The sequence below is a fragment of the Stenotrophomonas sp. Iso1 genome, assembly GCF_027497995.1.
Taxonomy (GTDB): Bacteria; Pseudomonadota; Gammaproteobacteria; order Xanthomonadales; family Xanthomonadaceae; genus Stenotrophomonas.
This window is the reverse complement of sequence record NZ_JAODBT010000002.1, coordinates 1-13,011: the sequence shown is the minus strand read 5'-3', so window position 1 is coordinate 13,011 and position 13,011 is coordinate 1. Positions and strand designations below refer to the sequence as shown.

The window sequence follows — 13,011 nt, the reverse complement described above, 5'->3', positions numbered from 1 at the left end:
GGTATGCGGACGCGCGGCTGCACATGCAGCCGCGCCGATGCGGTCTGACGGTGGGGCTTAGTGCGTGGCGGTGGGAACGGCGGACCGGTCCAGCGCACGGCTGAGCAGCTCCACATTCCCCAACGACAGAAGGTGGGCGTAGATCCAACCCAGGTCGCCGGACTTGGCCAGCTCCTGCAGCGCCTTGCCCTTCAGATCACGCAGCTTCTGCTCGTCGACGACAAAGAAGCCGTCCAGCGAGGAGGTCTCGCCTTGCGCGCTCTGTACGTTGATCTGCTTTGACACCAGCAGGCCGTGAGCCGCCAATGCGGCACTGAACTCACGGGTGCGTGCCAGGTGCAATTGGTACTCCTGCAGGAACTGCAGGGCGTTGGTCAGCAGGGCGCTGTCCTTGCCTTCTTCGTCAAACAGCGGCACGCCTTCCTCGCCGCCCTCGCGGATGCCGTCGTAGGCAGCATCCAGGCAAACCGTGAAATCACCGGCATCGGGTTCACGCTCGGCCAATACGAACGGGTAGCGGCGCAGGAACGCCGGCACATAGGCTCCGTCCGCCCACCGGCCCTCACTATCGACCATCAGGTTCTGGCCGCTGCGCAGGCCCAGCAAGGCCGCCGGGACCACCGCATCGGCGCTGTTGCCGGCAAAGACAATCGGGTATTGCCGCGCGACCTGCGCGAATTCCACACAGGCCAGCGGTACCGAGTTCACCGCATCGGCGAAACGGAAATCCCCTTGACTGGCCACAACCCGATGATTGCGATGCGCAACGCGGTTCAACTGCACCGGGCGCTCATAGATAAGCAACTGCTTCATGGATATCCCCCTGGGTAGTGACGAAAAGATGCTCCCTATCTGATAAACCGTGGAAAGCAGCACATTTCGATCACCCGCCAAGCGGAAAGGCCGTCAAAAACTGAATTAAGTCATGTATGTGAAGAAGGCGGGCAAGGTTTTCTTTTGTCTTACGCCGCCAGCGGTGCCCCCGGCTCTATAACAGACAGCCTCTCAGTGGCCCTGCCCGCCATCCAGACTCGTGCGCGCAAGCAACATCAAGCCATCGAGCTGGCGACGCTCCGGCGAAGCCGGCAGCTGCAACCTGCGCAGCACCGGCTCGACCTTCTGTAGTTCCTCAAGCGCCGGCTGGGCATGGCCCAACAACAGCAGCGTTTCGGCCAGCGCCAGGCGGCTGCTGGCAGCATCCCCGCTGGCTTGTCCGTAACGGCTGCTGGCGAACTCCAACGCCGCGCGCCGCAACGCCAACGCCTGGCCCCCCTCGTTCAACCGCCAGGCCAATGCCGAGCGCACCTGCAACATGCGTAGATGGAAGCCCGTCGGCACCTGCGTGGCCATCTCCTCCAGCAACTGGCCCGCCTGCTGGGTCTGGCCCATGCGCACCAACCAGTCGATCCGGTTCAAGCGCGCCTCGACGCGACCGGGCGCGTCCGCTGGCAACGCCTCGGTCAGGCCCAGGTCGGCGTGCAACAACAACGCTCCGGCTTCTTCCATACGCCCTTGCCGCATCAGCAGCTGCCCCAGCCCGGTCTCGGCGCGCATGCTGGTGGGCGAATCGCGGCCCAGCTTTTCGACCCGGATCTCCAACGCCTGCCGATACAACCGCTCGGCGGCGGGCAGGTCACCATGCAGCTCGCGCAACGTGCCGTGGTTGAACAGGCCCATCGAATATTCCACCGAATCCGTGCCGTCCAACAACGCGCTCAATGCATGGCGCTCTTCATACTGCCGGTCGGCGGCCGCGTAGTCGCCGGAATCGCTGTACAGATCGGCCAAGCCGTCGTGCTGGATCAACACGAAGCGGCTTTTCGGCCCGTAGAGATCGAGTGCATGCCGCATACCCGACTGCAGCAGCGGCAACGCCTGCTCGTACCTCCCCTGCTCACGCAGCACCTGCGCCAGCCGCACTTCCGATGCCAGCGCCATGCTGGTCCGGCGCCCATGCAGACTGGCCAATACCTCACGGAATTCGCGCTCGGCGGCCTGCTGCCGCCCCCAGCGCAGGTACATCAAACCCTTGTTGTAGGTCAGCTCCAGACGCTTGGCCGCTGCGGTTGGATCCGCCTGCTCTGCGTACAGATCCGTCGCGGCATCCAACGCCACTTCCGCTTGGTCGAATGCCTGCAGGTTGATCAACGCCAAGCCCTTGGCGCCAAGCAGCTTTGCCCTTATCGCTGGCACTTCAGCACCACTCAACAGCGCCAGGCCCTGGTCGGCCATCTGCTGGCCAAGGTGGCCGTTGCCATCCAGGGTTTTCTGCACCGACAGATCGGCCAGTACCGCTGCAGCGTCATCCTTGCGCCCGACGCCAGGGTCCATGAACCCGTTGTAAGCCTGCTGCAACAGCGCCTCGGATTGATGCGACACACCCGAGTTCTGGTAAGCCACACCCAGCACCGCGCGCATCCGCGCCAACTGCGCGGGAGCATCGGCCAGATCATGCGACACCTGCAACGCGGCCTTGTCCAACAACTGCCGCGCGGTGAGTTCTTCCTGACCGCGCTCGGTACGCAGGAACGGATCGGCGGTTTCAAACACCCCCACCATAAAATTGCTGACCTGCTGCGCCACCGCCGCTTCTTCCTGGGCTTGATGGCGGGTCTGCAACAACCCCGTGACGAAAATCAGCAACACCACCGCCGCGCTCGCCATGAGGGCTGCGCCATACCAATTGCGACGCAAGCCCTTGCGCAGCTGATACAAACGCCCGCCGCCGCGCGCGACCACCGGCTTGTGCTCCAGATAGCGACGCACATCGGCAATCAACGCCTCCACGGAGCGATAGCGCTCGCCCACCTCCAATGCGCACGCCTTGCTGGCGATGGCATCAAGATCGCCACGCAGCTTGCCGCGCCAAGGCAGCGCTTGCGCCGCATTGGCGCTGGGCAGCGCCACCGGCACCTCGGTGTTCAACGGTTCACGCTCGCATGGCTGCATGGACAACAACTCCACCAGCATCACGCCGAGGCTATATACATCGCTGGCCGCACCCACGGTTTGCCCGGCAATCATTTCCGGGCTGGCGTAAGCAGGCGTGCAGAAGCCGGAGTTCCCACTGTCACGCGCTTCGTTGAGTAACCGCGCCAGGCCGAAGTCCAACAACACGGGCTTGCCATTGCTCATCACCAGCACGTTGCTGGGTTTCAGGTCGCAATGCAGCACCAGCTGTTCGTGCGCGGACTGCACGATGCGGCAGATATCCAGGAACAACTGCAGCCGCTGCTCCAGACCCAACTGGTGCGCCATGCACCAGCGGTCCAACGGCACGCCGTCGACGTACTCCATCACCAGATAAGGATGGCCATCAGGCGTGGTGCCACCGTCATACAGCCGTGCCACCTGCGGCAACTGCAGATTCGCCAGCACCTGTCGCTCTGCGCCAAGTCGCTCGACTTCGATCGCACCGGGCAAGCCGTGCAGCAACTTGATCGCCACGGTGCGCTGGTAAACACCATCGGCGCGCTCGGCCTTGAACACGGTGCCCATGCCGCCTTGAGCGATGCGTTCGATCAACCGCCACGGCCCCAGCCGCTCGCCCACACCAAACTCAGGGGCAAGGGCGTGCGCAAGCGCGGTATCCAGACGGTTGCTGACGCAGCTCAGGCCCACTGTCTGCGAGCGCAGTAACTGTTCCACCTCGTCACGTATCGATGCGTCGTCGCAACGCTCAAGCAATGCCGGCCGCCACTGCTCACGTGGTAATTCGCAGACAGCATCAAACAGATCGCGGACTTGTCTCCAACGTTCGGCGCCCATGTGGTGGCAGTTCCCGCGCCGGTCAGCGGAGCTGGCGGTTCAGCCAGGCCCGCGCAAAACGCAGGTCGCGGTCGACCGTGGGCGCAGACACACCCAGCACCAAAGCGATCTCATCGCGACTCATGCCACCGAAGTAGGTCAACTCGATGGTGCTGGCCGCACGCGGCTCCATCTCCGCCAACTGATTCAACGCTTGGTGCAGCGCCAGTACGTCATAACCGATGGCGCTGTCATCCTGCATTTCTACCGCATGTGACAGCGTCAGTTGTTCGGCATTGCCACCGCGCTTGTCCGCAGAGCGCGCGCGCAGGTGATCCACCAGCACCGAGCGCATCTTCAATGCGGCGATGGCGATGAAATGGGTGCGGTCGTTGTAGTTGGCGCTGGTGCCCAGCAGGCGCATCAGCGACTCGTTCACCAACGCGGCCGGCTGCAGCGTGCCGTTGGTGTGATTGGACAAACGGTGCCGCGCGATCTGCATCAGATCCGAGTACAACGCCTCAAACAGGTGCTCGCGGGCATCCAGGTCACCCTGCTGCCAACGATGCAGTAGTTGGGTTATCTGCTGGCTCAAACGTGCCCCCGCGCCGGTGATCATGCCCCGCCCACGTTCCGTGCAAGCAGGCTGCATCGCGACATGGTAGGCCCGCGCGCCCATCTGTGCCAGCAAAAGGGAACATTCGCTCATCCCCGCACGTTGATCCACGTCAAACAAGCACCGAGGGCACCTGCCCTGCACGGCGGAGCGGCCAAGGCAGACGACGACTACAGAACCGAGGCGATGCCTCAGCGGTGAGACTACGAACTACCGGCAGCGCGCAGCGGTCTCCCTTCGCAATTGTTGGGTGCATTATTGGGAGGCAAAAAAAAGGCGCCCTAAAAGGCGCCTAAATTGTTGTTTCCATGATGGGCCATGAAGGATTCGAACCTTCGACCAAAAGATTAAAATTTCTTTCAACTGTGCTTGCAAATCAGCAGGTTGCCGATTGGACCGCCGCGTCAATCCCGGCAGTCTTGATCGGGCCTGGGTGGCCGATATCACCTACATCCGTACCGCACTCGGCTGGCTGTATCTGGCCGCCGTGCTGGACCTGTACTCACGCAAGGTCGTAGGTTGGGCGATGGCCCCGAACAAGCCCGCTGAACTGGTGTGCACGGCCCTACAGATGGCCATCATCCTGCGCCAGCCCAAGCCCGGGCTGATCATGCATACCGATCGCGGCAGCGAGGCAGAACAGCTTTCCAACCCCTTATAGGAAATTTTCCGGCACGGTTCGGGGAAAGGGTAATTACCCTAAAAATTCCCTGCAAAGCTAGGCGTGGCGGGGAGACGAGTGCGCGCGTCAGGGACTGGAGGACGAACTCCATACGGAGTTTTCAGTTTTCTTACTGACCGGAGACCGGGCACGAACTAGCCGCCCATGGACCGGCTTGTTCGGGTGCCATGCGCTTGCTGCTAGGGAAGGTCTGATCAATCCACTCAAGCGCATGAATTTGCCGCGTTTGGACAAAACACGGCCGGTTAGTCAGCACACTCGATCCCAGATTTCCGGATGGGGCAGCGCCCAGAAAAAAGGCGACCCGCATCAAAGCGGGTCGCCGTAAAGCGAGATTAGACCAGGTTGACCGTTACCGCGTCCTGCACCAGCAATTCGGCGACCATGCCGGAATGCTGGTAAACGTTGTAGATCACATCGTCAACGGTCTGGCTGCCACTTGCTGCCCAGTCGCCGAGGTCGGTCATACCGTCGGCCAAAAGATCGTCCAGTTCCACACGATCACCCGCACCGCCCTTGATCATCATCTGGACGTTGTCACTGCCCTCGAAGAAATTCCTGGCACCGTTGTCCATCACATCCGACAGCGACAAGTTGAGCTTGTAGCCACCGTCCTGCATGACGAGCTTGGTATGGGCATGGCCAATGCGGTCTCCAGCATCGTCAACGTTGGCGAGGCTGTCACCCCCAGCTGCCACGTCACCTTCGAGCACTGCACTGAACGTGTCCACCTCGTTCTGCAACGTCACCGTCACGCCCTGCTGTACCAACAGCTCCGCGCCGAGGCCCGAATGTTGATACACCTCGTACACCACACTCGACACCGTGACATTGGCCTTCTGGGCCCAGTCACCCGCATCTACGCCGTTGGGCAGCAGATCGGTCAGGGTCACCTTGTCACCGGCATTGCCCTTGACCATCATCTGCACGCGGCCATCGGTCACGTACTGATTCATGCCGCCGTTGTTCATCACATCAGCCAGTGAGAGCTCAAGCGTGTTGTTGCCCGTGCCGGTGATGTCGATGACTTCGACGGAGCTGAGCTTTCCGGCGAGCGTGGTCAGGTTCAAGGTCTGGTTTGTTCCGGTTAGCTTCAGCGTGTCGCTACCAGAGCCACCGTGAACCTCGACTTTGGTGTTGTCGAAGTGGGAGACATTGTTCAAATCAAAAACGTTATCCAGAGCTCCCCCATAGAGGGAGGTGGTGTCGGCGGTGATTGTCTGAATTCCGTTGGCGGAAACTATCGAATCACCGATCATGACGATTGAAATGTCATCCAAGCCGATGTAGTCATTTCCCGCATCAAATTCAAAGCGGCTGAACGTTTTCCCTTCCGGAACATTTATCGTCACAAGTCCGGAGACATAGCCGCTATAGACACTATTTGCGTACTTGTGCAAATCCTCAACATGAACCAGATTATTGTCTTCATCATAAAATCTTATGGCTTGATCGAAGAAGCCGGTTTGCACGTCAAATAGAATTCCTGAAAGCGACGTACCCTTTCCTCCTTTCAGATCAATACTTAAATATCCCTCATAAACAACCAGAGATGCTGAATTCAAAGCAGCGTTACCCGTACTTGTAATTCCCGAGCTGACACCACCCTCATCTCCGTCCACAGAAAATAGACCGTTGATATTTTTGATCGTCATCGACCCTATATCTATGGAATCGCCATGACCGATATCCCCCAAAGGAGCAGAGGAAAAATCTTCGCTGAGATTTTTTTCATAATTGACCCTGTAGTCTGAAACGTTTCCAGCCTTATCAATCAGTCCAACCATCAGGCCAGTGGAGCCTGCAGAGACCCCCTCGACCTTGATTGAAATCTCCTTCGGATTCAGCAGATCAGTTTTTGTCAAAACATGTTCGGCACTGATTCCGCCATAAATAACATGCACCTTGTCCCCCTCCTCTGCGCCGCAGCCGGAGATATTGATCGAAATCAGAGAGGGGTTACTGCCATTGGTGCTGTACGAATTTGGCACACCTAGTGGAGCCGAATCCAACACAACCGCCTGCGACTGCATCGGGCCCGTGCTGCCGGCCTCGTTCATCACACGCGCCTGCACCGTCCAACTGCCCGCATGGCTCATGTCATCCTGCGCCACCCACGTAACGTCGTTCACAATAGCGGCCTTCCAGGTCTTGCCACCATCGCTGGACACCTGCAGCGTTTCGCCAGCGCGCAGCGCGGCCGATAGTTGGCCCTGCATCAAACGCCCAGCAGAACCATCGTTGGTCAACCCGTCGGTATTGCTGAAGCCCGAGTCCTTGCCCAAAGACGTAATCGTGACCGTCTGGGTTGGGACAAGGCTTACAGTGAATTCAAATAGATCGGATGCCTCGCTGATGTTGACCTCAGTCTGAGCTTTCACCGTCAAACCATGAGCGCCCTCGCTGAGCGCGGTGGCCGGCGTGAATGTCCAGTTGCCCGAAGCGTCCGCTGGCACACGGCCGATTTCAACATCCTTGTCATAGATGATGACGGTGCTATTGGCGACGGCTTTGCCACTGATGGCAGGCTGGACATCATCAGTAATGGCACCCGTGACCAGATTGCCAGTCACCGCACCCTGATCGTCATAAACCGTTTCGATGGTCGGCTTGCTTGGCGCCACGGTGTCAACGTTCACTACGAACGAATTTGATGGCGCGCTGACGTTGCCGGCCTTGTCTTCGCTGGTCACGGTGAAACGGTATGCGCCGTCGTTCAATACCGCGTTTGGCGTGAAGCTCCATTTGCCATTTTCATCGGACTGGACACTGCCCAACCGACCATTTTGGTCGAAAACATGCACCGTGCTGCCTGCTTCGGCCTTGCCCGACAGCGTCGGGGTGGTGTCATCGGTAAAACCACCGCTGATGATCGAACCGGTGACAATGCCGTGATCGTCGTAGGCGGCCTCGATGCTCGGCGTGGCCGGAGGCATCAGGTCGATGTCGATTGCAAACAGATCGGACGGCTCACTGAGGTTGCCGGCCTTGTCTTCGCTGGTCACGGTGAAGCGGTGCTCACCTTCAGCCAATGGCATGGGGGTAAAGCTCCAATTGCCATGAACGTCAGCCTGGGTACTGCCCAACCGACCACTCTGGTCGTAAATATGCACCGTGCTACCTGCTTCAGCCTTGCCCGACAGGGTCGGAGTGATGTCGTCCGTCTTCTGGCCCTGTGCCAGGTTGCCGGTCACCGCGCCCATGTCGTCGATTACTGCGTCAATGCTCGGCCTGTCCGGCACGGTCACGTCCACCGTGAGGAGGAAGGGCTTGCTCCGGTCACTCTCACCCTTGGCTGGCAGCGTCACCGTGGCCTGCAGGGTGTGTGGACCTTCGCTCAGCGGGATGATCGGGGTGAACGTCCAGCGACCATCGATTCCTGCCGTCACCTGACCCAGGTACACGTCACCTTCGTAGAACTTCACGATGCCACCGGCCGTGGCCGAGCCAATCAGAGTCGGGGTCGTATCGTCAGTGGCGCTGCCCGACAACAGCAGGCCGGTGATGCTGCCCGCGTCGTCGTCGGCCATGAAAATATTGACCAGTTCCGGTCGCGTATCCACCACGAACTCGAACGCCTCGGATTTCTCGCTCTGGTTACCGGCCGGGTCCATCGCCATGTACTCCAGAATGTGCGTGCCATCGGCCAGCGGCGGCTCCGGCGTGAAGCGCCACGCGCCATTGTCATCGGCCTGCACGCGGCCGATCTCTTTGCCCTTGTCATAAACAATGACCGTTGCGTTCGCTTCGGTGGTGCCAGCAACCGTCGGCCGGCTGTCATCGGTAATGTCCTCACTGCCAAGGTTGCCGGTGATGCGGCCTTCGTCATCCACCATGTCCTGAATGATCGGCGTGTCCGGAGCGATCTTGTCCACGAAGATCACATAGGGCTCGGACAGATCACTGATGTCACCGTCGGTGTATTCATAGACGACGGAAATTTCATGACGCCCATCCACCAGCGGCGCGCGCGGAATGAACGACCACTCACCACTGGCGCCGACCGTGATTCGGCCAATCAGCTCCGAATCGTTGTACAGGTGCACCATCGTCCCGGCAGCGGCCTTGCCGGTGATCTCCGGACGACTGTCATCGGTATACCCGCCGTCTGCAACAAGGCCCAGCTTGGCCCCCTTGTCGTCCAACACCGCCCCCACAGCGGGTGTGGAACTGCGCACGCTGGCGGCGATGCCGGCAGCTCCGACGATCAGTTCGCCGTTGGTTGTAATGGAATTATCGGCACCTACGCGCACAGTTGCAGTCATTCTCAGGTTACTCGTCTAGTCAGAGGCATTTCCCGGAATGCTTTTTCCGGAATTCTGGGCAGAGGAAAGCCATGGAACTTAGCTATCCCGGTATGGCTGTCCATGATCTTTGCTGCGGAACGCGGGGAACATCGGACTTCGCCCGATATCTAGCTGCGGAGACTGGGATGAGTCCTAGGGTGCAACCGGAAAGGATTTCAGCCGGAAATTAGCCGTAGTCCAGCCTTTCCGAAGCAGGCATCTAAAAAGACAAGCGCCGCCAATTTCTCCGCCGCAACACCAGCGTGCAATGACCCACTGATTTTCTACTCAGGTGTTATTTCCCCCAAAAGGAGACACCGATGAGCGAAGTGATGGACGAAGAGATCAAGTGCTGGACGGCCCGATGTAAGTCAGCGCTGCTCTTTGAAACATCCAGGGCACGACGAGCGTGGCCGCTACCAGCGGCCGGTTCGATCTGAGGCCGGCCCAGATCGAGAGCTGGGTCGAGGACGGCAAGCGGGACATCGAAATCTCCCCACTCAAAGGTTGGCAAGTACGCAAGCGAGTACTCGGCCGGCGCCCTCTAGTTGAGGCCAAGGTGTCCCGAGCCGAGCGTCCTGATCAACACTGGGCCACGGTCCTGTGCCGGGTATGGGATGGCTAAGGGAGGATTGGCTCAGCCTTGCGCTGCTGATCGATTGCAGCACGCGGCAGCTGCTTGGACCCTCACAGAGGCAGCGGCCTCACCAGAGGGGCTGGAGACGAACCGCCGCAAGCGGTCGAGGGATAGCGTGGCAGAGGCTCGTGAAGCTTGCCATTGCCGAAGGTGTCATCGCGGCAGACGAGCGCTTCAGCCTGCATGACTTGAAGCGGAAAGGCGGTACCGATGCGGCCGGGAGCAAGTCGGAGAGGCAAGACGCGCTTGGCGTCAGTGACGCGATGATGAAGGTCTACGACAAGTATGTTTCTCGCGTAAAACCGTCTGGAATTACGGAGTGAATTGCGGAGACACAAAAAAGGCGCCCTGAGAGGCGCCTAAGTTGTTGTTTTCATGGTGGGCCGTGAAGGATTCGAACCTTCGACCAAAAGATTAAAAGTTTTGCCAACTTAACTGCAAAAACAATTGCTTAGCCAAATTTATTTTCCCAAGGCGAAAGCAGAAATGACGGCTTTCATGATGGTTCTTCCTTCGTTTTTCCCAAACGCCCTGGGCAGCCCAGGATCTCCTAGGCAGAAGGCGTACTGCTGGCCGCTGAGCGCAATCGACCCAAAGCGGTCATTGGTGCCGCGCCCGAGCTTAACGCTGGGTCCGGTTATACGCTGGCTTGTTAGCCGAACCCCGCCGCCCTAAGATCGAGCCGTATCAAGGGGATAGCCCACCATACGGTGTGCTGTGGATAAGTCGTATAACCGGACTCACGGGTCCGTCTATTAGGTAGTTAGACGTGCTCATCCGTATCCTTATCGTTGTGACACTACTGAGTATCGCTGGTTGCAGCAGAGATTCGACTCCAGCACTCGAACGCGGCTGGGCCCCTGCAGGTGCTTGCGTCTTCGTAGGAAACAGGGCTAATTACCACTCGTGCGCCACTACCGGAACCCAACTACTCGCGAATCCACAAATTTACGATGGACATCGCATCAGTTTGCGCGCATGGGCAATCGTTGGCCGTCACAATCCAAACAAACCTGTTGTATGGCTGTATTTGACTCAAGACAATTTTGAAGTAGGGGCGAGGCAATCGGCCGTGATTTTAGAGGGGCCCGCGCTCTCCGAAATTATTGAACTTCTGGAAGGGTCTGGTGCACAAGCGATGCCCCGCCAACTCGGACTGACGGGCGACTTCGAAGTATTCAAACCAGATGCGTTAGGTGATCGGCGAAAGGACACGGATGAGTGCTGCATGTTCGGCAGAATCCGCAACATAGAAGAATGGGCGCCATAGCACGCATGCCTAACAGTTCATTCAAGCCGACGCGGTAGTTCCTTCGGTTTAGTGGACACCCTGACCTAACCCTCAGGAGTGTCGTTATGCCAGCCCCAGGTCCCAGAACCACCTATCGCTACAGCGCGCATTTCAAGGCCACCGCTGTGCGTTTGAGCGAGTTACCCGGCGTGTCAGTTCGGGATGTCGCCCACTCGCTTTACATCCACCCTTTCATGTTGTCTCGTTGGCGCAAGCTTGCCCGCGAAGGATCAATCGTGACCAAGGGGATTGAGTTGGACCAAGCGATCAGCGCTGAGCTGAAGGAACTGCGCGAAGTGAAGCGCAGGTATGAGCGACTGCAGGTTGAGCATGACCTTTTAAAAAAAGCCATCGCGTTCACTTCCAAACAAAAAGCGATGTCTTTGCCTTCATCGCGCACCATCAAGAAGCCTGTCCGGTGAGGACGATGTGCCATCTTCTCGGCGTCAGCGCCGCAGGCTTCTATGCGTGGCTACAGCGCCCACCAAGCACGCGTTCAATCGAAGACGCGGCACTGATCGAGCGCATTCGCGGTGCGCATGCGCAGAGCCGGTACACCTATGGCAGTCCGCGTGTGCATGCGGCTATCAACCGAACCGGCCAGACAGTCGGGCGACGGCGTGTTGAACGATTGATGCGTCAGGAAGGCATCCGCGCTCGCTCCGCTGGCCTGTATCGGCAGCGCCCGGGACTGAAGCGCTTTCTTGCCAGCGTGGAAAGTCGTGCGCATCTGGTCCAGGCCAGCAAGCCGGACCAGGTGTGGGTCGGCGACGTCACCTACTTGAAAGTCGCCGGCCATTGGCGCTACCTGGCCACGGTCATGGACCGCTGCTCCAGACGCCTGCTTGGCTGGTCGCTGGGCAAGGTCCGGACGGCCGCTTTGACGCAGCGTGCACTGGCCTCAGCGCTGCGCACCCGGCGGCCCAAGCCTGGCATCATCTTCCATAGCGATCGCCGCATCGAGTTTCTAAGTGGCGAATTCAAACAGCGCCTGCAGCGGGCAGGATTCTTGCAGTCGGCCAATCGACCTCGCCGGATGACTGACAATGCGCATATGGAATCGTGGAACAAATCCATGAAATCCGACTTCTACCACCAACGTGTATTTGAGACCGACCGATCCCTGCTGGCCGCCGTCCGCAGCTACATGGATTTTTACAATCACCAGCGCCTACACTCGGCATTGGATTATCAAACACCCGTGGAATTCGAGCGCACCTGCCATTGAGCAACAGGTGTCCATTTTTTCGAAGGAAGTCCCCGCCGCTTCGCGGCGCGGCTTAATTTTGGCGTTAGGCCCCATTACCGAGCACTCATGTGAACCGACAAGAGCTCCAAGACAAACTGATTCGCGCAGACGTCCACCTGAGCCTTTATTCGCTTGACGGACCGGCGTCGGATAGTGAGTCCTACTCATTGGTAACGGACGGGGCCACTTGGAAAGTCCTTTACAAAGAGCGCGGTCAGTTCCGTGAAATCCGTAGCGGCCTTTCAGAGAGTGACGGATGCCAGCTCATGTATGAGTTGCTTGACGAGGCTTTGAGTCTCAGTTCAAGGTCCAGCGGTCAGTCGCATGGGGCCTAACAATTCATTCAAGCCGAAGCCGCTTCGCGGCTCGGCTTAATTCAGCAACTGTCTTGTGAAGCTGCAGCTCAGGCCATGGCTAACTCCTCGGCACGCAGTTCATCACGTCGCCTGGCATTGACGATTCCCAGCAGCTTGCGCATGCAGGCCACCAACGCGACCTTGCCC

General features: G+C 59.1%; 8 protein-coding genes and 1 pseudogene. 5 read left to right on the top strand and 4 right to left on the bottom strand.

Translation table 11 applies throughout. The features are described 5' to 3' along the window. Positions 1-57 precede the first annotated feature (57 nt). The 3 genes from PAN08_RS09195 to PAN08_RS09185 form a co-directional block, all read right to left on the bottom strand. The gene (locus PAN08_RS09195) at positions 58-813 is read right to left on the bottom strand and encodes a SapC family protein (protein ID WP_269791223.1); all 756 of its coding nucleotides are present in this window, start codon (positions 811-813) and stop codon (positions 58-60) included. A gap of 192 nt (positions 814-1,005) precedes the next feature. Further along, a complete protein-coding gene (locus PAN08_RS09190) occupies positions 1,006-3,768 on the bottom strand; it encodes a serine/threonine-protein kinase (RefSeq protein WP_269791222.1) in 2,763 nt (920 codons plus the stop codon). A gap of 22 nt (positions 3,769-3,790) precedes the next feature. Beyond that, positions 3,791-4,366 carry an ECF-type sigma factor gene (locus PAN08_RS09185; protein ID WP_269791221.1) on the bottom strand — a complete coding sequence of 192 codons (576 nt, stop codon included), beginning with the start codon at positions 4,364-4,366 and terminating at the stop codon, positions 3,791-3,793. Positions 4,367-4,772: 406 nt separating this feature from the next. Here PAN08_RS09185 and PAN08_RS09180 point away from each other — a divergent pair. Next, positions 4,773-4,997 (top strand): annotated as a pseudogene (locus PAN08_RS09180) (DDE-type integrase/transposase/recombinase); the annotation flags it as partial. 383 nt (positions 4,998-5,380) lie between these two features. Here PAN08_RS09180 and PAN08_RS09175 read toward each other — a convergent pair. After that, positions 5,381-9,310 (bottom strand): Ig-like domain-containing protein, encoded by a 3,930-nt coding sequence (locus PAN08_RS09175; protein WP_269791220.1) that lies wholly within the window; start codon positions 9,308-9,310, stop codon positions 5,381-5,383. 786 nt (positions 9,311-10,096) lie between these two features. Here PAN08_RS09175 and PAN08_RS09170 point away from each other — a divergent pair. The 4 genes from PAN08_RS09170 to PAN08_RS09155 all read left to right on the top strand — a co-directional run bounded on the left by PAN08_RS09170 (position 10,097) and on the right by PAN08_RS09155 (position 12,487). Then, complete coding sequence (locus PAN08_RS09170; RefSeq protein ID WP_269791219.1) at positions 10,097-10,291, top strand: hypothetical protein; 195 nt, start codon at positions 10,097-10,099, stop codon at positions 10,289-10,291. Positions 10,292-10,737: 446 nt separating this feature from the next. Continuing rightward, entirely contained in the window at positions 10,738-11,238 is a 501-nt protein-coding gene (locus PAN08_RS09165) for a hypothetical protein (protein WP_269791218.1), read from the top strand. Between the two features lie 86 nt (positions 11,239-11,324). After that, the gene (locus PAN08_RS09160; protein ID WP_269791217.1) at positions 11,325-11,681 is read left to right on the top strand and encodes a transposase; all 357 of its coding nucleotides are present in this window, start codon (positions 11,325-11,327) and stop codon (positions 11,679-11,681) included. Beyond that, positions 11,651-12,487: an IS3 family transposase gene (locus tag PAN08_RS09155; protein WP_269791884.1), complete on the top strand. Its 837-nt coding sequence runs from the start codon at positions 11,651-11,653 to the stop codon at positions 12,485-12,487. The genes PAN08_RS09160 and PAN08_RS09155 overlap by 31 nt, the downstream gene beginning before the upstream one ends. Positions 12,488-13,011: the final 524 nt, after the last annotated feature.

Bases quoted from the DNA above. Each gene is read 5' to 3' on its own strand.
- PAN08_RS09195 (WP_269791223.1), bottom strand. From the start codon at position 813: ATGAAGCAGTTGCTTATCTATGAGCGCCCGGTGCAGTTGAACCGCGTT.
- PAN08_RS09190 (WP_269791222.1), bottom strand. From the start codon at position 3,768: ATGGGCGCCGAACGTTGGAGACAAGTCCGCGATCTGTTTGATGCTGTC.
- PAN08_RS09185 (WP_269791221.1), bottom strand. From the start codon at position 4,366: ATGATCACCGGCGCGGGGGCACGTTTGAGCCAGCAGATAACCCAACTA.
- PAN08_RS09175 (WP_269791220.1), bottom strand. From the start codon at position 9,310: ATGACTGCAACTGTGCGCGTAGGTGCCGATAATTCCATTACAACCAAC.
- PAN08_RS09160 (WP_269791217.1), top strand. From the start codon at position 11,325: ATGCCAGCCCCAGGTCCCAGAACCACCTATCGCTACAGCGCGCATTTC.